This window comes from Nocardia sp. NPDC004718 (assembly GCF_053601535.1).
On sequence record NZ_JBSGCA010000041.1, the window covers coordinates 40429 to 64328 of the forward strand.

Annotated in this window: 20 protein-coding genes and 2 pseudogenes; 5 read left to right on the plus strand and 17 right to left on the minus strand. The window is 64.1% G+C overall.

What is annotated here, in order from left to right; translation table 11 throughout:
- Positions 1 to 107: 107 nt before the first annotated feature.
- A complete protein-coding gene (locus tag ACWEH3_RS26620; protein ID WP_450020906.1) occupies positions 108 to 1184 on the plus strand; it encodes a 2OG-Fe(II) oxygenase family protein in 1077 nt (358 codons plus the stop codon).
- 23 nt (positions 1185 to 1207) lie between these two features.
- Positions 1208 to 1744 (plus strand): DUF6879 family protein, encoded by a 537-nt coding sequence (locus ACWEH3_RS26625; RefSeq protein WP_450020904.1) that lies wholly within the window; start codon positions 1208 to 1210, stop codon positions 1742 to 1744.
- Positions 1745 to 1829: 85 nt separating this feature from the next.
- Here ACWEH3_RS26625 and ACWEH3_RS26630 read toward each other — a convergent pair whose 3' ends face one another.
- The 11 genes from ACWEH3_RS26630 to ACWEH3_RS26680 all read right to left on the minus strand — a co-directional run bounded on the left by ACWEH3_RS26630 (position 1830) and on the right by ACWEH3_RS26680 (position 17096).
- Positions 1830 to 2939, minus strand: coding sequence for a glycosyltransferase family 4 protein (locus ACWEH3_RS26630; protein ID WP_450020902.1), 1110 nt, complete (start codon positions 2937 to 2939; stop codon positions 1830 to 1832).
- A 32-nt stretch (positions 2940 to 2971) separates the two neighbouring features.
- Positions 2972 to 3871, minus strand: a complete 900-nt coding sequence (locus ACWEH3_RS26635) for a phytanoyl-CoA dioxygenase family protein (RefSeq protein ID WP_450020900.1) — start codon at positions 3869 to 3871, stop codon at positions 2972 to 2974.
- Between the two features lie 36 nt (positions 3872 to 3907).
- Complete coding sequence (locus ACWEH3_RS26640; protein WP_450020898.1) at positions 3908 to 4825, minus strand: phytanoyl-CoA dioxygenase family protein; 918 nt, start codon at positions 4823 to 4825, stop codon at positions 3908 to 3910.
- An 87-nt stretch (positions 4826 to 4912) separates the two neighbouring features.
- Positions 4913 to 6262 (minus strand): cytochrome P450, encoded by a 1350-nt coding sequence (locus tag ACWEH3_RS26645; protein ID WP_450020963.1) that lies wholly within the window; start codon positions 6260 to 6262, stop codon positions 4913 to 4915.
- Positions 6259 to 6702: an ester cyclase gene (locus tag ACWEH3_RS26650; RefSeq protein WP_450020961.1), complete on the minus strand. Its 444-nt coding sequence runs from the start codon at positions 6700 to 6702 to the stop codon at positions 6259 to 6261. The genes ACWEH3_RS26645 and ACWEH3_RS26650 overlap by 4 nt, the downstream gene beginning before the upstream one ends.
- A complete protein-coding gene (locus ACWEH3_RS26655; RefSeq protein WP_450020896.1) occupies positions 6702 to 6971 on the minus strand; it encodes an acyl carrier protein in 270 nt (89 codons plus the stop codon). Before ACWEH3_RS26655 ends, ACWEH3_RS26650 begins: the two co-directional genes overlap by 1 nt.
- A 57-nt stretch (positions 6972 to 7028) precedes the next feature.
- Entirely contained in the window at positions 7029 to 7823 is a 795-nt protein-coding gene (locus tag ACWEH3_RS26660; protein WP_450020894.1) for a cupin-like domain-containing protein, read from the minus strand.
- A 50-nt stretch (positions 7824 to 7873) separates the two neighbouring features.
- Complete coding sequence (locus tag ACWEH3_RS26665) at positions 7874 to 8188, minus strand: hypothetical protein (protein ID WP_452358398.1); 315 nt, start codon at positions 8186 to 8188, stop codon at positions 7874 to 7876.
- A gap of 367 nt (positions 8189 to 8555) precedes the next feature.
- Positions 8556 to 14828, minus strand: a complete 6273-nt coding sequence (locus tag ACWEH3_RS26670; protein ID WP_452358399.1) for a type I polyketide synthase — start codon at positions 14826 to 14828, stop codon at positions 8556 to 8558.
- A 60-nt stretch (positions 14829 to 14888) separates the two neighbouring features.
- Positions 14889 to 15938: a 2OG-Fe(II) oxygenase family protein gene (locus ACWEH3_RS26675; protein ID WP_450020888.1), complete on the minus strand. Its 1050-nt coding sequence runs from the start codon at positions 15936 to 15938 to the stop codon at positions 14889 to 14891.
- A 153-nt stretch (positions 15939 to 16091) separates the two neighbouring features.
- Positions 16092 to 17096, minus strand: a complete 1005-nt coding sequence (locus ACWEH3_RS26680) for a 2OG-Fe(II) oxygenase family protein (protein ID WP_450020886.1) — start codon at positions 17094 to 17096, stop codon at positions 16092 to 16094.
- Between the two features lie 263 nt (positions 17097 to 17359).
- Here ACWEH3_RS26680 and ACWEH3_RS26685 point away from each other — a divergent pair.
- Positions 17360 to 17704 (plus strand): annotated as a pseudogene (locus ACWEH3_RS26685) (transposase); the annotation flags it as partial.
- Between the two features lie 886 nt (positions 17705 to 18590).
- Here ACWEH3_RS26685 and ACWEH3_RS26690 read toward each other — a convergent pair.
- A pseudogene (locus ACWEH3_RS26690) lies at positions 18591 to 18860 on the minus strand (IS110 family transposase); the annotation flags it as partial.
- 224 nt (positions 18861 to 19084) lie between these two features.
- Between ACWEH3_RS26690 and ACWEH3_RS26695 the strand changes: the two are divergent.
- Together ACWEH3_RS26695 and ACWEH3_RS26700 are read left to right on the plus strand one after the other, a co-directional pair.
- On the plus strand, positions 19085 to 19249 hold the full coding sequence (locus ACWEH3_RS26695) for a hypothetical protein (RefSeq protein ID WP_450020884.1): 165 nt from the start codon (positions 19085 to 19087) through the stop codon (positions 19247 to 19249).
- 43 nt (positions 19250 to 19292) lie between these two features.
- Positions 19293 to 19739, plus strand: coding sequence for an HAD-IA family hydrolase (locus ACWEH3_RS26700; RefSeq protein ID WP_450020882.1), 447 nt, complete (start codon positions 19293 to 19295; stop codon positions 19737 to 19739).
- Between the two features lie 203 nt (positions 19740 to 19942).
- Here the strand turns inward: ACWEH3_RS26700 and ACWEH3_RS26705 are convergent, their stop codons facing one another.
- From ACWEH3_RS26705 to ACWEH3_RS26725, 5 genes are all read right to left on the minus strand, one after another.
- Positions 19943 to 20266, minus strand: coding sequence for a putative quinol monooxygenase (locus ACWEH3_RS26705; protein WP_450020880.1), 324 nt, complete (start codon positions 20264 to 20266; stop codon positions 19943 to 19945).
- A gap of 45 nt (positions 20267 to 20311) precedes the next feature.
- Positions 20312 to 21535 carry an acyl-CoA dehydrogenase family protein gene (locus tag ACWEH3_RS26710; protein WP_450020878.1) on the minus strand — a complete coding sequence of 408 codons (1224 nt, stop codon included), beginning with the start codon at positions 21533 to 21535 and terminating at the stop codon, positions 20312 to 20314.
- A gap of 208 nt (positions 21536 to 21743) precedes the next feature.
- On the minus strand, positions 21744 to 22769 hold the full coding sequence (locus tag ACWEH3_RS26715) for a phosphotransferase family protein (RefSeq protein ID WP_450020876.1): 1026 nt from the start codon (positions 22767 to 22769) through the stop codon (positions 21744 to 21746).
- A complete protein-coding gene (locus tag ACWEH3_RS26720; RefSeq protein ID WP_450020874.1) occupies positions 22769 to 23221 on the minus strand; it encodes a MaoC family dehydratase in 453 nt (150 codons plus the stop codon). Before ACWEH3_RS26720 ends, ACWEH3_RS26715 begins: the two co-directional genes overlap by 1 nt.
- A 19-nt stretch (positions 23222 to 23240) precedes the next feature.
- The coding region (locus tag ACWEH3_RS26725) for an SDR family oxidoreductase (RefSeq protein ID WP_452358400.1) at positions 23241 to 23900 on the minus strand (660 nt) is incomplete at its 5' end.

Genomic DNA, 23900 nt, shown 5'->3' on the forward strand with positions numbered 1-23900 from the left:
CCGATTCAATCTGTGCTTCTCTCGTGTTCCTACTCGATCATTATCGGACACCTGCACCAGTCCGAGATACTTTCGGTTGGATATCATCGTCCGACAGGGGTGAAGGCGTGAGCAAGAAAGAAACCAACGCTACGGTATCCAACTTGGGAGTAACGGAAAGCAACCTCGACTATTCCGGGTACACGCTCATCGAGAGCCCCGACGACAACTTCGACGACAATTTCCAACCGCAGGTCTGCGACATGGCGGATCTGAAGGGCGGCCCGGCGGCGCAAGAACGTTTCATCGACCTCCTGGGCACAGCCATGGAGGACGTCGGGATCGCGATTCTCACCAACCACGGCATCGACGCCGAAGACCTTCAGGCCACCGACGCTCACGCACTGAGCATTTTCACGACAGTACCCGTTGAACAGAAATCGAGGTTCGTGTCGACGGACTGTGCCTACGGTGAGCCCTACTATCTGGGGTACGTTCCACTCCAGGAGAGCATGCCTTCGCTGCCCCATGCGGTAGAAGCGTGGGAATTCGATAGATCCGCCTTCCGGATTCCCGGGGAGGATGTGGACAAAGCTCTAGGCTACTGGCCGGACGAGAAATACGAGGCCGCATTCAGAAGTTTCTGGCAAGCGTGCGAGGAATTGACCCCGCAACTCGGCCGAGCACTGCTCGAATATCTGAACATCGACCCCGCACTCTACGACGAGGAAATCTCTCCGACGAACGATGTACTGAGGATAAATCACTACCCACCCATCAACACCTCTGCCGGGAGTCTTGCATCGCCTGCCCGCGTCCTCTCCCATGAGGACTATGGGCTCATCAGCCTGATGCTGGGTAGTCCGGTGGAAGGGCTGCAGGTGTATCGCCCTCGAAGCAATGCCTGGAGCAGGGTGCGCACTCCGGCTGATTCTCTCGTCGTGATCAGTGGAGAATGGCTGCGGGTGATCAGTAACGACCGCTTCCGTGCCTGCACCCATCGTGTCAGCATGCCCCGCGATCCTGCCCAGTGGGCCGTGCCCCGGGTCACTGTCCTCTATACGCTTCATCCATATCAAAAGGCGGTCGTCAAAGTGTTGCCGGGGCTCGCTGCGAAATTTCATCCGGCCAGTGGCTTGGATTTCATGACACAGGTAGCTCACCGACTGTCCGAAAGATGCAAATCGCTGGCAGATCACCCCTGACATTTCCAAGAGGAGTGGTGACCATGTTGTTTCTCCCCCGGTCGAACCTGGCTTCCCTGTTCAACCAAGCCGAGTATCGCGCCTTTCAATTCGAGGTGGAAGACTTTCACGTCGTGAGCGACGAGCACGAACCGATGCGCCGATATCAGGCGGGCCTGGCGCCGCTCGATCCGGACAATTACCCGGTGCTGTGGAAGGAATGGGAGGAACTGTGTGACGCGACCACCTCCAGAGGAGTCGCGATGCAACGTGTCCGGGTCGTCACCGAGCCCCTGACCGAATACATCTCTTTTCTCCACGCGGTGACCGGACGCAACCAGGCGCACGGTGAAGACATTCGCTGGCTCCCTCGTCACTGGTTGCAGCCGGAGGATTACACCGCGGACGAGTGGTGCCTGATCGACGATGACACCCTCGCCTGGACGTTGTTCGACGAGGAGGATTTCGTCGGCTACGGCCTTACCCGTGATCCGGTCGAAGTCGCGCGCGCCATTACCGTTCGCGACGCGCTGTGGGCGAAGGCCGTCCGCCACGTCGACTATTCGCCGGGCGCTCGATAGCGGCTGGTATCGAGCACCCGGAGTTCGGCAAGAGTCCACTCGATCCGCGCCGCTGCGTCGAAGGCCGGGATCACCACCCCGATCGTCAATTCCACACGCCCCGAACCAGTTCCAGTACGCCCCTGGCCCGATGCCCGAACGATCGCGGCGGCAGCGACCGGTACACTCCCAGATACGCCCCGACCATCCGGTCCGGGTGCACGTCCCCGGCGACAGAGGCCAGCGCGCCCGCGACGATCCTTTCCCGGATCCGGGGATCGCCGAGCTCGCGCAAACAACGGGGAATCTCGGAGAATGCCTCGCGCCGAAAGTATTTCAGCCCGTTGACCCCGTCGGTGACCATGCCGAAGCCTGGACTGTCGGGCACGATCACCGGACAGCCCGAGGCCATCGCCTCGAGCATCACCATTGGATGCCCCTCGGACCGCGAGGTCGAGATCAGCGCGCCACCACCGGCGGCCACATCCCGATACATCTGCGCCAAAGCAGCTTTCGAACACACGCCGGGCCGGTAGTCCACCCGCCCGGCCAGCCAATCGTCGAGCCCGAGTGTCTCCGCATTGTCCTCGGTGTCGATGACCACGACCTCGAAGCCCGTCAGCGCACCGGCCGCCACCAGATACAACAACCCGTGAATGCCCTTGGACGGCCAATCGATATCCACCGCGCGACCCACCCACAGCAGCTGCGGACGCGGACCCGCCCGCCCGGGCCCCGGCGTGCACACCGCCACATCCGGAGCATTCGCTATCACCTGAGGCGAGGTCGCTGTGCGCGTGATCAACGCCGCGGCGGCCTCGGGCGACACCGCTGTGTACCCGTCGAACCGCACCTCGGTCACATCGGTCGGGGTGCTGACGTGCGCGGTCACCACCGTGGCCGCGAACAGCGCCGCCCACCGCAACAGGGACCCCAGGCCGGGCCAGGTCGGGCACGCCGATGTCGCGTGCACCACCGTGAAATCCCCCCGCGCGAGCCGTGCCGCCACCGGCGCGGGCGACCCGATCCACACGCCAAGCGCACACAACGACCCGACCCGACCGGGGCTGCCCTGCGGCGCATACGCCCCGCACCGCACACCGCGCTCCTCCAGCCCCCGGATCAGCATTTCCAGCACCGCTTCCACCCCGCCGTCGAAGACCGTCGCAACAAAGAGAACGCGGACCTCGCCGGCTCGCCGCACATCCGATCTCACGGCCAACCCCGCACCTCAGCAGATATCCAGACTCACCGGAGGATGGATTCGGTCGCGTCCCACAGCACGGGACAAATCGTCGGGTCGCTGTAGTCGACGTCACCATTCGGCAGCTTGCGGCACAACCGATCGTTGACATGCGACTGCACTTCGCCTTTCTCATCGTGAACACGTTGATATCGGTTCGCGTCATCCTGCATGTGCACGATCAGTCCGACTCGCGGACGATTGCTCAGATTCGACCCGCTGCCGTGAATCGTCATGCAGCTGTGAAAACTCACCTGCCCCTTGCGCAGCAGGAGCGGCACCCGTCGAATCGGCATTCCGGTGCGCTCGAGCATGCTCTCCGCCTTTGCCGGGTCGGGGCCACAAAAGAATGTGTCGTTGTAGCGAATCGCGTGGATTTCCTCGGTATCCGGCCATCGATGGCTCCCATCGATCATCACCACTGGGCCCATGTCCTCGTCACAGTCCTGCAGAGCGATCCACGCGCTCAACATCTTGGTTGATGTGCAGGTGCGCCAATGAACACGGTCGGCATGCCATTCGAGGGTGACTTCCGTGCGCGGGGGTTTGTATATCAGGCTGCTCAACCAGAGCCTTACCCCACTGGTCTGCGCCAGCCGCGCCGCGATGGCCCCGATGATCGGCTGCAGCATGAAGCTGCCGAGACGACTGCTGGTCAGTGCGACATGATCGTTGAAGCGGATCTGATGAGCCGAGCCTTCCACCCAGTCGTCCATCTCGTCGAGCGTGATGGGTAGGTCCCTGTCGCGCTCGCCCCTGTGATGATCCGCCAACGCAGCCGACGCGGCGTCCACGGCTTCGTCGGTGAACAGTCGTGGTGTGACGAACCAGCCATGCCGCTGATAGAACTCGACATCGTCATCGGGCGGCAACAACCCTTGTTCGCTCGGCGACAACTCGAACATAATACCTCTTCCTAAATAACAAAATTTTCAGCATGCCTACCGGTCTACAGCGGATCGCGCGACGGATCGCGCGTCCCACAGCACGGGACAAATCTTCGGGTCGCTGTAGTCGATATCACCATTCGGCAGCCTGCGGCACATCCGATCGTTGGCGTACGACTGCAATTCACCTGCTTCGTCGTAAACCCGTTGGTAGCGATTCAGGTGATCCTGCATATCGATCGCCGCACCGATCCTGGCCCGCTTGCTCAGATTGGGGCCGCTGCCGTGAACCGTCAGGCAGTTGTGAAAGCTGACTTGCCCCTTGCGCAACAACAGGGGCACATATCGAAGTGGCATACCGGTACGCTCGAGGCGGTCCTGCAACAATGCCGGATCGGAGCCGAAGAACGTTCGGCCGAATCTGAGAGCACGAACCTCCTCCGTATCCGGCCAGCGGTGGCTTCCGTCGACCATGACCACCGGGCCCATGTCCTCGTCACAGTCCTGCAGAGCGATCCACGCGGTCAGCATTTTCGTCGAGGTACAGCTACGCCAGTACGCGCGGTCGGTGTGCCATCCGATCGTGGTGTCGCCGTCCGCGGTTTGTGGTTGTTTGTACACAATACTGCTCTGCCACAACCTGATCTGTGTCGTCTGCGCCAACCGTGCCGCAAGGGCCGCGACTATCGGCCGCAACATAAAATCGCGGAGGCGGCGATTCGTCAGCGCGACGTAATCGTTGAACCGGATCTGGTGCACCGCGCCGGGGGCCCAGTCGTAGAGTTCATCGATCGCGCCCGGCAATGTGTAGTCACGCTCGTTTCGGTGATGCGACTCCAACGCCGTCAGCGCGTCGTCGATAGCCTCATCGGTGAACAATCGTGGTGAGACGTACCAGCCGTGCTGCTGATAGAACTCGACGTCGTCATGGGAAGGCAGCAACTCTTGTTCAGCCCTTGTCAACTCGAACATTGAACACCCCTTTTCAAATCGACAACACGACCCCGCGGACAAAACATCTCCCGCGGAGGCAGGGCGGCAATGGCTCACTGGCGCCATTTATCGACCGGCCCGACGGTCGGCAAGACGTAAATGCAGCCCTCCCGGTACCAAGGAGACGGAAAGCGGGGGTCGGATGCGCAGACCGGGCACAGTCTCCAACCGCCAGCGACTCGCGATGATCACCAAGGCGAGCACGACCTCGGTCATCCCGAAGGCTTCTCCGATGCATTTCCTGGCCCCGCCACCGAAGGGCAGGAGGGCTTCGGGGGAGGCCACCGCGCGATCGGGCAGCCAACGGTCGGGGTAGAAACGGTCGGGATCGTCGTAGAGGTCGGCCCGCCGGTGGATGACGTAGGGGCTCAGAGCGATTGTGCTGCCGACAGGTAGTTCGTACGGGCCGAGCCCAGCCCCGGCAGTCACTGTGCGTGTGAAGAACCACGCGGGAGGATAGAGGCGCAAAGTCTCGGTGACGATCCTGCTCGCCACCTGCAATCGCTCCAGGTCACTGTGATCGGGCAGCCGCCCCGAAAGCACACTATCGACCTCGGCGTGCAACTGCGCCTCGATATCCGGATGCTGCGCAAGCAAATACAGCACCCACGACAGCGCGGAGGAAGTGGTCTCCGTTCCAGCGACGAAGAACGTCACGACGGCATCGCTCACATCGCCGTCGATCGTGCCACGCGCCTCACTCTCACGGTCGTGGACCGCCAGCAGCGCCGAGAGCAGATCCCCGTTGTCGACGCCGCTCGCGCGGCGATCGGCGATGATGCCGTTCATCGTCTTCCGCAACCGGCGATTGGCGTTGTTGTACCGCCGAGTGCCGGGAATCGGTAAACGGCTGATCGTGTCGGGCAGCAACGTGCGCCGAAAAGTGCCGTCGAAAGTGGTGGTGAGATCGCTGATCACCTCGTGCAGCACCGCGGCTGGGAGGGTGCTGGAGAACATGGTCGCGCCGAAGACTCTGGAGGTGATCGTGAATATCTCGGGGCAGACGTCGAGGACTTGACCGGAATGCCAGCCGTCCACGACGGAGGCTATCTGGGTTGTCATCGTGCGGCCATAGCCCGCGAGACGTTTCGGATGAAACGCAGGCTGGGCCAGGCGGCGCTTGTGCCGATGCTTGCTGTGCGTACACGTGGCGACGCTGTCGCCAAGCCACTCCCGCTCTCGTTCCAGGAACAGGCCACCTTTGTCGAAGGTCCGATCATCGACCAGAACTTTGCGGGTCAAACTTGGATCACAGATCACCACAGTGCCTTTTGGACCGAGGCGGATCTTCACGACATCACCGTGTTCGGGCAGCTGCGCCAGAAATGCGAAGGGCTGCTTCACGAACGGCAAAAGGTGGCCGACCAGAGGCCGGGCGCCCGGCGCGGTCGGTATCTCGCGGGAGAGTGCTGTCATGATGCGCTTCGTTCCTCTGCAGAGATCCCGGCGCCCACGGCCCCGACCTGGCGAAGCCAACCGAACCAATCCTCGAGGCCCCAGGACCGAACGACAAATCCGTCGACGACCTCGTGGAATTCATGGATCCCGACCCGGACGGCTCTGCCGCTGGCGGGCACACCGAGCCACTCTCCTTTGTGTACGCCGCGCATCTCCCCGCGGACCGCGACCATCCCGTTGCCCTCCTCCCCCCGTCCGTCGACGATCGTCTGCACGACGATCGTGAAGTGAGCGAAGGCTTGAGTGATCGCCGCGACGAGACGCTCGATCCCGTCACGTCCCGACGCCGGTCCGGGTGAGTTGTCTTCCCAGTCGGCGGACATGACGTCATCCAGTAAACCGACTTCGCCGCTCAAACCGCGGTAGAAAGTCCTGATCAAGTCGTCGACCGATCGCATCACCCGCGACCTCCTTCCGCCAAGAGCTTGTTGACGTACTCGAGCGCGAGGCGGGGAGTCCGGAGAATCTCAACGGTCTCGTTCGGCAACAGCATCGGGATCGGGACATGCCATTCCCGTTGGATCCGTTCCGCCAATTCGATCGTGCCCAGCGAGTCCAGCCCGAGTTCGGTGAAGGGCTCGTCGAGTGTTTTCTCGGTGAGCTCCAGGTCGGCTCCTTCACACGCCCGGTACAGTCGACTCAAGTCATCGAGGGCGAACTCTCTCATCAGTGCTCCTTGTCGGAAAAGCAGCGACCCTGAATCAGATCGGAATGGCGAACGAGATCAGCCGGTAGTTTCATGGCAGGTGCACGGAGTGCCACGGTCGAGGTGGGCGAGGTGCAGAATGTGGCGCGCTGCCACCTGGCTCGCACGAAACGCGACGTGCTTGTAGGTTCCGAAGAAGCCGCTAAGCAGGATACTGGCCGAGCGATTGTAAACTTCGTGCCACCAGCGATCAGGCACGTAAAGCGCGTCACCGGCCGCGAGTTCGACTTCATAGAGACTTTTCTCGGCATGCGTCGACGCGGCGATCTCCGCCAAGGGCAGGGCCGACAGGCGCGCCCAAGGGTCGTATTTCGCGGACAACGCATCGGCCCCTTCGACGAAACCGGGCGGCGCTATGCGGAACCGCTTGTTTCCACGGATCATTATGGCGATGTTTCCCAGAAGGTCGTAGTGAGCGCCGGTGCGCGCCCCCGCGGGACCCACCCAGACCCCTGGAGGTGGGGAGAACGCCCGCCGCGGGAAGAGTTTCTTTCGAGAGGATATGTCGGCCTCGAGCTGCGGAAACCTCCGCAGGAGGTTGAATTCTTTGAGATACAGGGCTTCCTCGCCGGGATCGCCGTGTGCGAGGAACTCCATGTAGGTTCCCAGAGTCGACTCGACGAAATGGGTCGCGCCGCTCTCCCGATCCCCCCGAACCAATTCGATGGACATCTCGGGCCGCAGTCTTCCGAGAAAGTCGAAATCCCACCGATACACAGCAGGCCAGCTGGCGGCCAGCCCCGGAAAGAAGGCTGGTTCTCTTTTGGCGATGTATTCGCTCAACGGTGCGGTTGCAGGTCGGAGCTGCGGCATACTTCCCTCCCCACCTCGGCTGGCCACTCGTGCGGTCACCCACAGACTCTTCAGAGACTCCTGTGGATGACGACCCCGTAGTCCAGCGACTGCGGGTGGGGAAAGTAGTTGGGTTTGACCGAGACGATCGTCGTGAAGCCGTTCAAGTAGTAGTAGCGCAGCTGCCGGTCCAGCGGCGTGCCGTCGTCGTTCCTGGTACGCACATACGAGATGGGTGAACCCTCCGGATTGGCCTTGATCCATTCGTGTAAACCAGGGACGGTCGACCCGCCGTACAGGTGGTGATAACCCATTACCGCCAACTGCGGCAAGAAGGAGCGAAACAGCGCTTCGGCCGCGCCGGCGCTGATACTGGTCAGACTCACGCCGAAGACGCAATCGGTACTCCCGAGTGGGGGCAGTGGGGCGTAGGCACATGCCCGCCAGTTCTCCGCATCGCGAATCGTCTCCCTCGTGACGGGTCGAGCGAACATGGACGCGAGAAGTCTCTCCCCGTCCGGCGCGAACGCTCCCGCGGCATGTTCGGGTAGGCGATCGATTCTTTCGAACAATTCCTCCGCCGTCGCGGCCTGTTCACGATCCCACTTGGCACGCTCCATCTCCACCACTTGGTCCAGGTCGGACAGCCGGAGGTTTCGAACCTCGATATCGTTTCCGCCAACGGTTCGAGCGGACACGCGCGGAATATGTTCACTGGTTGACATTTGTCTTCTTTCGGAAGCGTTTCTCCGCCTACGGGTGGTCGAGGGGCCGCGAGCCGCCGTCGTGGTCGAGAACCTCGTCGAGGTAGACGGCGAGTCGGGTCGGGGTCGGGTGGTCCAGGATGCCCGCGACCGTGAGCCGGACGCCGGTAGCGGCGCTGAGGCGAGTGCGTAGCTCCACATTGGACAGCGAGTCGAACCCGGCGTCTCGGAAGGTCCGGTCCGCCGCGAGGGCGTCGGGATCATGGTGGCCGAGCACGAGAGCGGCGTGGGTACGAATCAAAGCTGTCAGCGCTTTGACTCGTTCGCCGCGCGGCAGCCCGATGATCTCCGGTCGTGCGACATCTTGCGCGGCGGAGCCGGACCCGTCACCGGCAGGTGCGGGCGTGCGTGGCCGAGGCAGTTCGGACAGGACCGCCGCCAACGGCGCGCTCGGGTCGACGCGCGACAACGCCGTCGCGACGAGCAGCGGCTCGTTCTGTTCCAAGGCCATGTCGAAAATGGCCAGGGCGCTGGCGGTGTCGAGCGGGGCGAGACCCTGCCGGGCCAGACGTGCGCGGTCGATGTCGTCGAGGTGGGAGGTGAGTGCGCTGGATTGCTGCCACAGTCCCCACGCGATGGAGGTAACAGGCAGACCGATGCTGTGCCGGTGGTACGACAGCGCATCGAGGAAGGCGTTCGCCGCCGCGTAGTTCGCTTGTCCGGCCGTGCCGACCACATTGGCGATAGAGGAGTACATCACGAAAGCGCGCAGGTGCATGTCCGCGGTGAGCTCATGGAGGTATAGAGCGGCGATCGCCTTGGATGACAGAACTCCCTGGAGCCGATCGAGAGTCAGATCGGTGAACACACAATCGTCCAAGATCCCCGCGGCATGAACAACCGCGCCGAGAGGATGGCGGGGCGGGATACTTCCGAGCACTGACGACAGGGCGGCGCGATCCGAAACATCGCAGGCCACCAGGATGATCTCCGCCCCCATGTCACGAAGTTCAGCTGCCAGCTTCCTGGCCTCGGCCGCCTGGTCGCCCTGGCGGCTGAGCAGGACGAGATGGCGACAACCGTGCGCGGTGACGAGATGGCGGGCGAGCAATCGACCCAGACTTCCCGTACCGCCCGTGATCAGCACGGTCTCTTCGGGTTCGAGCGCGGCGGGCTGAGTCAGGACGAGCTTGCCCGTGCCGTGCCCCTGACTGAGGTGTCGCAGCACTTCCCGCGCGTGACCGATGTTCCAGCTTTGGACGGGCAGCGGGCGCAGCACGCCGTCGGCGAACAGCGAGTGGAGATGACCGAGGACGACCTCCACACGATCCATCGGAAGATCCGCTATATTGATGGAGTCGTAGGTGATTTCGGGATACCCCATGGTGGCGGTGGCAGGATCTCTGAGGTCGGTCCTCCCCATCTCCAGGTAGATCCCGCCGGGTCGCAGCAGCCGTAGCGAAGCATCCACCGCCTCGCCGGCCAGGCTGCCGAGGACGACATCGACACCGGTGGCGCCGGTGATCTCGTTGAACTGACGCTCGAACCCGAGGGTGCGCGAGTCGGCGATGCGTTCTCGCGAGATGCCCATCGCCTCGACGATCCCCTGCTTGGAATGGCTTGCGGTCACGTAGATCTCCGCCCCGAGCATGGCGGCGATCTGGACCGCGGCCATGCCGACTCCCCCCGCCGCCGAGTGGATCAGAACTCGCATGCCCGGCTTGACCTCGGCGAGCTCGACGAGCGCGTGGTAGGCCGTGAGGAAGGCGATGGGCGCCCCGGCGGCCTGGGCATCGCTCCAGTGCCCCGGCACGGTGAGGAGAGCACGTCGGTCGACGACGGCGACGGGGCCGTAGGCCCCGGGCCGCGAGCCCGCATGCAATACGACCGCGGCGACGCGGGTGCCGAGTTCCAGGTCGCCGACCTGCTCGCCCACCTCCACGACCACACCGGCCACTTCGAAACCGAGCGCGGTTTCCGCGAGCATGCCGAGCGCGACGAGAGGATCACGGAAGTTCACGCCGGTGGCCAGCACGCGGATCCGCACTTGGCCCGGCTCGAGCGGCACCATGAGGTCGGGCGCCGGTGCGGTCGTGACACTGTCCAAGGTCTTGTCCCGACCCGGCACGAGCCGCCAGGGTTGCTCGATGGCATGGGGCCGGAGCAGGCCGTCGACCGCGGGAGCGAGCCGCGGGACGAATGCCTTCCCGCCGCGCAGAGCGAGCTGCGGATGGTCGGTGGCGATCGCACCGATCAGCAACTGGTGATCGATCGGGCCGGTGTCGAGATCGAGCAACTGCAGACGGCCCGGATTCTCGCTCAGGACCGAGCGCATCATTCCCGCGCACGCTGCTCCGATCGCGTCCGACACGCATTCCGCGAAACTCGCGCTGTAGGCGCGGCGAGTGATGCAGACAATCAGCGTCTTGTGGAGCAGATCTTCGGACAGCAGCGTCTGCGCATCGACCACTACCCGTGAAAGGTGTTCACGCAGTGCGGTCTCCCCTGGCAGCTCGTTCACCCGAGTCGAGGAACGGAGATCGAGCAGGACGACCTCCGGTACGCATCGCCCGTTCTGCAGCGCGAGCGACAACGAGCGGGCATCAGGGTGAACATCCGCTCCTGGCAGGTCACGGTGTGCACCGACAACCGCCCAACGTGCGGTATCTCCGTCGCTGTCGGTGCCCAAATCCACTGGACGCCAGTGAAACCGGTGCGCGTGGGAAGCTCCGGTGGCGAGCATGCCGCGCAGACCGCGTTTCGTCACCGGACGCAGGAGCAGATCGCGGAAGTCCGCGACAGAGTTTCCCCCGAGATCGGTGACCCGAAGGTGGTAGCAGTACTGTCCGGCTGGGCTGATCGTGGCGCGCAGACCGTTGGCCCGCCGCGGCAGTATCCGCGCGGAGCCGATGGAGTACGGCAATACGGTGCCCTGCTCGGAACCGCTCACCAGCAGCGCGTGCAGGATCGAGTCGACCAGAGCGGGATGAACAGCGAAATCCTCGGTGGGTACGCGCTGTTGCCGCATCGGATGGACTTCGACGTACAGCGTGGCGTCTTTGCGCCAGGCGGCCGTGAGGTTCTGGAAGGCGACGCCGTAGTCGTAACCCCTGTCTCGGAGCGAGCCATAGCATCCGTCCACGGATATGCGGCGACTGCCCTGCGGAGGCCACACCTGTTCCGGCGCAGCGTCTTCGGCATCGGCGCCGGGTTCCGCGGTGTCCGTGTCGATGGTTGTCGTCGCCTCGCCATGGCAGCGCCATGGCCCTTTGTCCCCGCGATCGCGGGAGTGCAGGGTTACCCGTCGGCCACCGTCCTTTTCCACCGGGCCGCACATCACCTGGATGTCGACTGCTGTATCGGACAGCAGCAAAGGAGAGCTCAGGACCAGATCCCGCACTCCGCTTCCCCCCGCCCGCGAAGCGCACCAGGCGAGAATTTCGACCGTCACGGTGGCCGGCACGATGACCCGGTCGAACACCTTGTGGTCGGCCAGCCACGGGTGTTCTTTCACATCGAGGTGGCCGACACACAGCACGCTGCCGTCGGGAAGGTCGGTGGTGGCGGTGATCAACGGGTGGTCGGCGATGTCGAACGATCCCTCGCGCATATTCCGTGCGGCACTGGTCGTGGGTAGCCAGTAGAACCGACGTTGGAGCGCATACGTGGGCAGGTCGACCTCGTGGGCGCCGGGATACAGCGCCTCCCAATCCACATCGGCGCCCTGCGCGTGCGCATCGGCGACGGCGGCGAGAAAGTCCGCACCTCCGCCTCGCTCGCGCTGCAGTGTGCCGGTGACCCCGGCGTCGATGTCGACCGCGGCGGCGATCTCGATGATGGCGCCGGTCAGTACCGGATGCGGCGATACCTCGACGAATTGCCGATATCCCGCGGTCAGCGCACGACGTATCGCCTCGTCGAAATGAACGGTCCTGCGCAGGTTCTCGAACCAGTACGAAGCGTCCAAGCCGGTCGGATCGAGGATCTCACCGGTGGTCGAGGAGATGATGGGCAGCGGGGCCGCGCGGGAGGTGATGCCCGCGAGGTCGGCGTGGATACGATCGCGCAGCGTCTCCATATGCTCGCTATGGGAGGCGTAATCTACAGGCAGCAGTCGACTTTCGACACCGGCTTGTTCGCACTGCCGCAGAAAGTCGGTCATCGCTTCGGCATCACCGGCGACCACCGTGGCCGACGGACCGTTGACCACCGCCACCTCGAGCCGGTCGTTCCACCCAACCAGCAATTCCTGTGCGCGCTCGGCGGGCATCGCCAGAGACGCCATGGCTCCTCGTCTGTCGAGCGCCCGTAGCGCCGCGCTGCGCAACGCCACCACACGGGCGGCCTCGTCGAGTGTGAGGGCTCCGGCTATATGAGCCGCGGCGATCTCGCCTTGGCTGTGCCCGATGACGGCGGCGGGAGTGATTCCGAGGCTCTGCCACAATTCGGCCAGCGACACATACATCGCGAACAGCAGCGGCTGGATCACCTCGGCCCGCTGGACCGGTGCGGGCCGGTCGCCGCGCAACACCGCCATGACGTCGAAGTTCGCGTAGGGTCGCAGAGCCTCGGCGCAGCGTGCCATCGATCGAGCGAAAACGGGTGAGTCGGTGAGCAGCCGGGCTCCCATCCCGTCCCATTGCGACCCTTGACCGGGAAAGACGAAAACGGGACCCGGTCCGTGCCTCGTCTTCCCCACGGCGACGCCGAGCGGGGCCGGTACCGCCCCCGCGGCGAAGGCGTCCAGCCGCGCCACCAGTTCCTCTTTGCCTCCTCCAGTGACAACGGCTCGGTGCGTCAGAGCGCTGCGTGTGGTGCCCAGCGACCAGCTGAGATCCACCTCGGAGAGGTCCCCGTGGTTCCGCATGTGCGCGGCCAGCGCGGTGGCCTGCGCGACGAGCGCGGACGGCGACGCGGCGTACAGCGGCAACATCGGTAGTTGCTGCCGCAACGGGAACGTTTCGCGTCGACGCGGGGTCTGGTGCCGGTCAGCGCAGGGTTCGGGAGCTTCTTCGAGGATCACGTGGGCGTTGGTACCGGTGATCCCGTACGACAGGACGCCCGCGCGACGCGGTTCGGTCGTGCGCGGCCAGGGACGAGACCGACGCAGCAGCCGCATCCCCCCTGCCGACCAGTCCACACCCGCGATGGGGTTCTCCACATGCAGCGTGGCGGGCAATCGCTCGTGTCGCAGCGCCAGCACCATTTTGATAAGGCCCGCGAGACCGGCCGCGGCCAGCGTGTGGCCGATGTTCGATTTGGCCGAACCCACCCACAAGGGATCGTCCGCGCAGTGGTGTCGCGCATAACTGGTCCGCAGAGTCGCGGCCTCGGTCGCGTCACCGAGCGGCGTTCCGGGGCCGTGCGCTTCGATCGCTCCGATGTGCTGGGGCAGCAAGCCGGCGTCGTCGAGCGCGGCGGCGATCACGGCCTGCTGGGCACGCCCGTTCGGCGCTTGCAGGGTGGCGCTGGCTCCGTCCTCGTTGACCGCACTGCCGCGGATCACCGCCAGCACCGGCTTCCCCAGACGTTGGGCCCGCTCCAACGGCATCAAGATCAACGATGCGACGCCCTCTGCTGGAACGAAACCGTTGCCGTCCGCGGAGAATCCGCGGGAGTAGCCATCCACGGACAGGACCCGGTGCCGCGAATACCGGGCCAGCATCGACGGATCGGAGATCGCGGTAGCGCTGCCGACGATCGTGACATCACACTCACCGGAGCGGAGTGCTCGAATCGCCAAGTGCACGGCCACAAGAGCTGATGAGCAGGCGGTATCCACTGTGATGGCAGGGCCGTTGAGGCCGAGGGAATAGGCGATCCTTCCGGAGGTCGCACTCAGCATCGTGCCCATCAGCAGATGCCTTTCCAGGCCCGGGATTCTGGAACCCGCCAAGCCGTAATAGCTGTCGGTCGCCCCGACATAGACGCCGGTGCGGACATTGCTCAGCGACCGCGGGCTCAGGCGGGCACGTTCCAGCGCGAGCCAAGAGCTTTCCAGCAGCATCCGTTGTTGCGGATCCATCGTGGTGGCCTCACGCGGCCCTATCCCGAACAGGCTCGCATCGAAGTCGCCGATGTTCCGTAGGAAGCCACCCCGCTGGATGTACGTCGACCCTTCGACGGCCGGGTCCTCGTTGTACACGCGACGGAGATCCCATCCACGTTCCGTCGGGAGGCCGGAGGAGACATGTCGCCCTTCGGAAAGAACCTTCCAATAGCCATCCGGATCATCGGCGCCTGGGAAACGACAGTCCATGCCTACGATCGCAATCGATCCACCCGGCCCGGAGTCTCTGTGGTCAATCATGGCACCCTTCATTCATCACGCTCAGGCACAAGTTCGAACCGAATATCAGGAAGAAGCTCGCTCGCGATGCACTTAGTGGTCGTAGTCCACATATTTGCCGGCCAGCTTCGCCATGAAGTCCTTGGCGCCGATCGGGCTGTACTTCGGGGTGCCTCCGGGCCATACCTCGAGAACCGAGGTTTCCCGGGGAAGAACGAGGTAAGGAGCGGAGATCCGGGATACCGCCCGATGTCCGGGGTCCCGAGGCGCACACACGCGATGCGAACACGAACGGAAGCGATCGTTGCTGACCATCTGAAGCCAGTCACCGCTGTTCAAGATCATGGACCCACGGGGCGCGGTGACCCTGCTCCAGGTCTTGCGCTCCGGGTGAAAAACCTGCAGCCCTTCGATCGGATTGGCCGGCAGCAAGGTGATCAGGCCGTAGTCCTCGTGGGTCATGAAGCGCCCCGTGTTCGCAGGAACACTTGCTGAGCCCTCGAGGGCCGGGTAGTGGTTGATCCTCAGCACACCGTTCGGCGGTGAAAGTTCCTCGTCGTAGATCGACGGATCGACGTTCAGATACCGGAGGAGGGCTCGCACGAGCGGCAGCGTCAATTCCTCGCACGCCTGCCAATACGGCCGCAGCGCGGTTTCGAATTTCTCATCGGGCCAGAAGGTCAGCGCCTTGTCGTGATCCTCGCCGGGCAGACGGAAGGAATCGCGAAAGAACTCCCACGCTTCCACGGCATTCGGCCGTGTCGGTGTCCACTGCTGGACCGCGAAGTACCCGCGGCGGAACGCTCCGCCGTACACGTAGTCGGTGGCGGCGAATTTCAGCTTCTGTTCCTCGGGAACCGAAGTGAACAGTTCCAGCGCGGAGGTATCGGTGGCCTGCAGCAAGTCGATATCGATGCCGTGGTTGATCAAAATCGCGAGCCCGGTGTCCTCCATGGCGCGACCGAGCATATCGACGAAGCGTTCCTGTGCCGCCGAGTCGCGCCTCAGGTCGGACATATCGCAGACCGGCGGCGCGAAACTGTCGTCGAACACGTCGTCGTGGCTTTCCTCGAGCGAGTAATCGGGGTCCTTGTCCACCACTCCGAACTTGCCGAGCGCCATATTGGAGTTGCTGGTACCCACGTTTTCACCTCTGAATGAATCCAAGCCGTCGACGGACGACTACTCTTGCGCGCAATATCGAGTGGACAAGACAGTCGAAACAACCCCTGCGAGAATTTCGACGAGAACGAACCGCCGGTTCATCTGTGCACCGATCCGACGCACAGGTAGACCTCAGCGACCCATATACCTCGCGGCCAGCCGCGTCATGAAATCCCGGCCACTGATCGGCTGATATTTCGCATCGAAGCCCGGTAACACTTCCACGATCGACGTTTCATGTGGATGTACGACATACGGAATGGTGAGGCGGGGCACGGCCCGCTGGGCGCGGTCCCGAGGCACGCTGACTCGATGGGTACAGGAATGGAAGTGGTCGTTGCTGATCATTTTCAGCCAGTCGCCGCTGTTCAAGACGAAAGACCCGGCCGGTGCGTCGACCCAGCTCCATGTCTTGTGTCGCGGGTGGTAGAGCTGCAGCCCCTCCACCGGGGTGGCCGGCAGCAGAGTGATCAAACCGTAGTCCTCGTGGGCGATGACACGGCCCGTCTTCCCGGACTCCGCCACGGTGTCATCGATCGGCGGGTAGTGGTTGAACCTGAGCACGCTGTTCGGCGGGGACAGTTCGTCGTCGTACAACGAAGGCTCGACGCCCAGATATTGGAACATCGCGTGCACGAGAGGGAGCACCATCCGTTCACACGCCTGCCAATAGGGTCGCAGCGCTACTTCGAATCGCTCATCCGGCCAGAAGGTGAGAGCCTTTTCCGCGTCTTCTCCCGGGATACGGAAAGCCGCTTTGTCGAGTTCCCACGCTTCTACCGAATTCGGCAGCGAAGGGGTACTTTCCTGGAGCGGGATGTACCCCATTAGCAGCGGCTCGCCGAACGTGCAGTCCGTCGCGATGTGCCTCATCTTCTGTTCGAGAGGTATCGTTGTCAACATCTGCAGTGCTGCGTCAGCGGCCGTAGGCAGAACCGTTTCCGCTCCATGGTTGATCAAGATGGCGAGTCCGACGTCCTCCATGGCCGCGCCGAGGCGATCGATGAAGCGGGACTGCGCCGCCGCATCGCCGTCGAGGTCCGCCATGTCGCAGATTGCCGGCTCGAAACTGTCGTCGAATACATCGTCGGGACTTTCGACAAGCGAATACTCGAGACTGTCTAGATCGTTCTCCACCACTGGGAATTTTGTTCGCTCTGCATCAGCTGTATTCGCACTCACGCTGGCCCCCTACGAGATATACGATCCGGTGTCCGGGCAGTGATTCACTCGATGACTGGATGAGCTCGAGAAAGATCGAACAAGACGGAAATACTGCGTAGTCCAAGGTTGCCTCACCGCAAGTGCGCTGTCAATAGCCTGCCCTAAGACCGTGTCCTACGTGGTTGTGATTCGTTCACGTTGTGCCGGGATCGGCTGTGTCGCATGATGTTCGACTCGTGGTCGATGAGTTGTCGAAGCGTCTCGTCCCGGACGAGTTGTGGGCGTTGGTGGAGCCGTTGCTTCCGCAGTTCACTGCGCGTCCGCAGGGTGGTGGCACCGCCCCGGTTGATGAGCGTGCGGTGTTCACTGCGGTGGTGTTCGTGCCGGCCAGCGGTTGTGCGTGGCGGATGCTGCCGCCCTCGTTCGGGGTCACCGTACCGACGGCGCATCGCCGATTCAGTGTGTGGACCGAGGCCGGGCTGTGGCGGCGTCTGCACAACGCTGTCCTGGATGAGCTGGGTGGCGCGGGCTTGATCGACTGGTCGCGAGCGGTGATCGACGCGGCGAGTGTGCGGGCGAAAAGTACCCTCGAGCAGAGGGGTGGGTTCCCCTTCCGGTATACGATCACGACCGCTCGCTACGGACCAATTTACGGCAACATCCGTTGCGAGAGTGGGCGTTTCAGGTAGTTTGCTGGTTTATCGTCCTTCCGAGTGCCCAGAGCCACAGTCGCTTCCACGCCAGCGCGGTCCTCGTAGTGTGCCTAGGATCGCAGGATCGCCTGCACCGCTGACAATCTGCGCAATGTGAGCATGACGCTGACGAAGATCGACTACACCCGATCCCCGCGGGAATCCACACTCGTGCACGCCCGCACCGCGCACTACCGCCGCGCAGGCATGACACAGCCGCGACGACACTGCACGTGTCGAACTAGCCGGACCAATCGCCACCACAATCGACCCTCGGGGCCATATTCGATGCAGCCAGACGGACCGGCAACGATCCAGCCGACCCTATATCAGCCGGCAGTCGAACCGAGACTCGCCGATGCAGCACACCGCCGGAAACGAGGCGCCAACCTGACCGCCACGGGTCTGACCAGCGCGGTGTACAACGACGCGGCGTCGCCCGAAGGGTTTGCACCGCCGACCGTCCAAGAGGATCGCTGCCCGAAAGCTTTGCGGGGGGGGGAATGATCGAGAAGATCAATTGACAGCGGCCCACAGCGCCATCCGCTACACAGGAAAGCGCCGACTGATCGTATGGATCGGATGGCCCGTGTCACCAGCCTTCTTCACGCTGTCTGCCGCAGCCGTCATCGTCCACGAAGGCGGGCGAGCACCGAGGTCCCCTGCAATGTTCCTGGGTACAGCGGCCGGGGTCGGCGCGATCATTGCCCTCCAACTCATCCCCGTAATCTTCGTCATGGACTGGATGTACGCGCGTCGTCTGCTGTATGTGAAGGTGGACCACCCGGCCGGGCACATACGTCACCGTCTGATCGGCCGCCAGCAGGACCGTGATCAGCATCAACGCCATAGGGCTGGTCAGATCGATGGCCCACCGCACCCTTGCGGCGGCCTGCCCGGCCCGCTCGATCAGCCGCTCGATAGCGCGCTGATCGTTGGCAAGCTTCTGCCGGAACACCACCTTCCCCTCCGAGTCGATCGCACACGCGTGATGCGTCTGTTTGCCGACATCGATGCCCACCCACAGCTCCGGGCGATCACTCACCTACCGACTCCTGCCGTCACAGTCTCGGCCCGAGGACAGCCCCGCCGTCAGATCCCTAAACAGCGACGATCCGCATCAGCTCTCAATCAGCAGCCGGAGCGTCCAAAGCAGTGGGGCAGCCAGTCCTTCCAAGCCTCACCAGAGGCAAAAACCCATCAGCTACACCCCACCACCCTGGGCATCCAGGGCACCAACCCCAGACACTACAAACTTAGGGAACTCCCATGACCGGTCCCACCTCCGTACCCGCCGAGCACCGCGCCCGGGCGACCGCCGTGCTGTTCGACTTCGGGGGTGTCCTGACGTCCAGCGTCTTCGAGGCGTTCCGAGAATTCGGCGAGTCGATCGGCTGCGATCCCCCGCCTACCGCTTCGCCTGTTCAGCGATGACGTGAAGGCCCGGGCACTGCTGGTCGCCCACGAGGAGGGACGCATGGGCGAGCGAGAGTTCGAACAGGGCTTCGCGGTGCGGCTGCGGGCGTACGGGGTCGAGGTGGACGGAGCCGGGCTCGTTCACCGCATTCAGTCTGGCCTGCGGGCCGACAGCGCCATGATCGAGCTGGTGACCGAAGTCAGGAATGCGGGATTCCGTGTGGGGCTGCTGTCGAATTCACTCGGCGACGACTGCTACGCCGGATTCGACCTCGCTTCGATGTTCGACGCCGTCACCATCTCCGGTGAGATCGGTGTACGCAAGCCATCGCGGCGCGCGTATGACATCGCCTGCGCCCGTTTGAATGTCGAGCCGGGAGCCACCGTAATGGTGGACGACCTGCCACAGAACATCGTCGCGGCCGAACGCGCGGGGCTCACCGGCGTCCTGCACCGCGACGCGGCGGACACCATTGAGCGGCTGTGGGCCGCTCTCGGCCCGTCGTGAGCTCGGTGTTCCGCCGATCTACGCCGGCAAGCACCTGTTCAGCGAGAACAACGAAGGGCACCGCGAATGAGCCCGAGCACCAAGGAATCCACCGACGTCGTTCTGGCCGAGAACGCGAGCCCGGACGCGTCCAATTCAGAGCGTTAGCACGAGCTTTCCGATATTCGCTCCGGTGAACAGCGTGTCGGGCAGTCGTTCGTGCGTCAGAGCGCTCCCAGTTCGGGATCGCCCGCGGGCAGCGCGTCGAAGACCAGCACCTCGGCCGGACCGCTGAGCGCGTCGCTCAAGGCCGCGTTGACCTCACGCAACACCGCACTCTGGCCGTGGGCGCGCAGCGCCTCTTTCGACGCCCATTTCTCGATCATCACGAATCGACCGGGTTCGCCGATCCGTCGATGCAGTGCGTAGAGCAGGCAGCCCGGCTCGGAGTGCACCGCGGGCGCGGCCGTCCGCAACGTCCGCTCCACCAGCTCTTCCTGGCCCGGCTTCGCGATCATGGTCGCCACCACCACACAGGGCTCGGCCATACGTTCCTCCTCTTTGAGTGGGTTGTGCCGCTTCGTTCTTTCCGGCTACGGTCGCTTGCCCCATGAAGGGTCGCGGCGGCGCAACTCCATCTGGGCGATCGTGCGCTTGTGCACCTCGTCCGGCCCGTCCGCCAGACGCAAAGTGCGCAAATGCGCGTACATGTTCGCCAAAGGGAAGTCGTCGGAGACGCCACCACCGCCGTGGACCTGGATGGCCCGGTCGATCACCTTCAGCGCGACCTGGGGCGCGGCCACCTTGATCGCCGCGATTTGGACGCGCGCGTTGCGATTTCCGACCGTATCCATCAGATGGGCGGCCTGGAGTGTCAGCAACCGCGCCATCTCGATCTCGATGCGGGACTCGGCAATCCAATCCTGAATATTGGCGCGGTCGGCCAGCGGCGCGCCGAACGTCGTCCGCGCTTGCGCTCGGTCGATCATCAGGTCGAGCGCCCGTTCGGCCATGCCGATCGCTCGCATGCAGTGGTGGATCCGTCCCGGCCCGAGCCGAGCCTGGCTGATCATGAACCCGTCGCCCTCACCGGCCAGCAGCGCGGTGCGCGGCACTCGGACGTTCTCGAACACCACCTCGGCGTGCCCTTCCCGGTCCTGATACCCGAAGACGGGCAGGTTGCGCAGGACCGTCACGCCAGGGGTGTCGATCGGGACGACCATCATGCTCTGCTGACGGTGCACGGGCGCATCCGGATCCGTCTTGCCCATCACGATGAGGACCTTGCAATTCCGGTGCAAGGCGTTGGAGGTCCACCACTTTCGGCCGTTCAGCACGTACTCGTCGCCGTCGGGCCGCATGCGCAGCTCGATGTTGGTGGCATCGGAGCTGGCGACCGCCGGCTCGGTCATCGCGAACGCCGAGGCGATCTCACCGTCCAGCAGCGGCTGCAGCCACGTCTGTTTGTGCTCGGGCGTGCCGAACAGCGTCAGCACTTCCATGTTCCCGGTGTCCGGCGCGTTGCAGTTGGTTGCCTCCGGCGCCAGATGCGCGCTGCGGCCCATGATTTCCGCGAGCGGCGCGTATTCCAGGTTGGTCAGCCCCGGGCCCCACTCCGGGTGCGGGTGGAACAGATTCCACAGACCGCGCTTGCGCGCCTCGGCCTTGAGTTCTTCCAGAATCGGCGGATGGAAGTGCGGATCACCGGACTCCGTCATCTGTGCGTGGTATATCGCCTCCGCGGGGTAGACGTGCTCGTCCATGAAGGCGAGCAGATCCTCGCGGTATCGGCGAGATCGCTCCGAGAGCTCGAACATGGCGACTCCTCGTACTGACTGGCGGTTGCCTACGCACCGTATTTGAATTCGACTTCAGATTCAACTTTGCCCATTGCCCGGTCCGCCCGCCATGCCGACGACGCGGGCGTCTGCGACGCGGGCGATCTGCCCGGCTGCCGAGCCGACCGGTGCCCGCCCACAACGGTCTCACCGGAGGCGTCGAGAGCTGTGCCGGTCATCGGTTGTTCTACTCGAGTGCTTCGATTCCGATGCGCAACAGCGGTTCGACCCCGGATCCCACGGTCCCGAAGCCGGATCCCACGGTTTGCCCGTGGAGATGGCGGTAGTGGATGCCTTCGAGGATCGCCGCGAGTTTGAAGGCGGCGAGCCCCAGATAGAAACCGAAGTGCGCGAGGTCGCGGCCGCTGTGTTCGGCATAGCGGTCGAGCAGTTCGGCCTCGGTGAGGAACCCGGGCGCGAGCGCCACGTCGCTGACACCGGTGACGCCGATCTCGCCGAGGCGGTGATACAGCAGCAGGAGCGCCACATCGGTGAGCGGATCACCTAAAGTCGCCATTTCCCAATCGATTACGGCGACCACGCGGTCTTCGGAGTCCATCAGGATGTTGTCGAGCCGGTAGTCGCCGTGGACGATTCCATCCGGAGACTGCGGAGGCTGGTGGGCCGCGAGCCTCCCGTACAGCGTGTCCGCACCCGGCAGTTCCCGGGAGTAGGAGGCGTCCAATTGCTTCTTCCAGCGGTGCACCTGCCGCCCCAGGAATCCGCTCGGCCGTCCGAAATCCGCAAGTCCGGCTGCCGCGGGATCGACGGCGTGCAGAGCGGCCAGAGCGTCGACCATTCCGGCCGAGATGGTTCGCGTCCGGTCGGCGCCGATCGCTGTGAGTTCGGCCGCCGTGCGGTAGGGCGTCCCGATCACCCGCTCCATCAGATAGAAGGGCGCGCCGAGGATCTCGGGATCCTCGCACAGCGTGTAGGTGGCGGGAACGGGTACGCCGGTGCCGGCCAGCGCGGTCATCACCCGGTATTCCCTGGACATGTCGTGTGCGGTTGCCAGCACGTGACCGAGCGGGGGCCGCCGCACGATCCACGCCGACCTGCCGTCGCTGATCTCGTAGGTCAGGTTGGATCTCCCGCCTGCGATCAGGCGGCCGGTGAGCGGCCCGGCGAGCAGATCCGGCTCGACATCGGCCAGCCATGCCGCCAGGCGATCCACGTCCAAGCCGGGTAGATCCTCGCGGTTACGGTCGCTCATCAAGGCACCAGCACCGCGACCGTCTCGGCGACACACGCGGGCTTGGCGGCGCCGTCGATGTCGACGGTGACGCGGCTGACCGCCTGGAATCCCAGGTTCGCCGGCGCGAGCGAGAGCAACTCCACTCCCGCGCGCAGCCGGGACCCCACGGTAACGGGCGCGGGGAACCGCACCTTGTTCGCGCCGTAGTTGACGCCCATCGACAACCCTTCGACGCGATAGATCTGCTGGGTCAGCATCGGAATGAGAGACAGCGTGAGAAATCCGTGGGCGACGGTCGTGCCGAACGGTCCCGTCGCCGCTTTCACCGGATCCACGTGAATCCACTGGTGATCGCCCGTCGCGTCGGCAAAAAGGTCGATCTGCTCCTGGGTCACGGTGTACCAGTCGCTGTATCCGAGGTGAGTTCCGATGGCCTTCTCCATCTCGGCCAAGCCCTGGAATACCTTCATCGGTCGCTGTCCTTCCGTCCTAGTCCCGAGGTCCGCCGGCCACATAGACGACCTGGCCGGACACGAATCCCGCTCCCTCGCTCACCAGGAACGACACCGTGTGCGCGACGTCATCGGGCGTCCCCGCGCGAGCGACCGGGATCTGTGCGATAACCGCCTTCTTCAATTCCTCGAAGGACACGCCCATTCGTTCGGCCGTGGCCGCGGTCATGTCCGTCTCGATGAATCCTGGCGCAACGGCGTTGGCGGTGACGCCGAACTTGCCGAGTTCGAGTGCGAGAGTCTTGCTGAAGCCCTGGATACCGGCCTTCGCCGCGGCGTAGTTGGCCTGGCCCCGGTTGCCGAGCGCGGACGTGCTGGACAGGCTGACGATGCGCCCCCAGCCCTGGTCGATCATGTGGCGCTGCACCGCGCGGCTGCACAGGAACGCGCCGCGCAGGTGCACACCCATGACGGCCTCCCATTCATCGACGGTCATCTTGAACAGCAGGTTGTCGCGGAGGATGCCCGCGTTGTTGACCAGCACCGTCGGAGGACCGAGTTCGGTGACGACGCGGTCGACGGCCGCCGCCACCGCGGCTTCGTCGGCCACGTCCGCTCCGATGGCCAGCGCGCGGCCGCCCGTGGCTTCGATGGCGTCGGCCACGGGCTCGGCCGCGGCCTGGTCCAGATCGAGCAC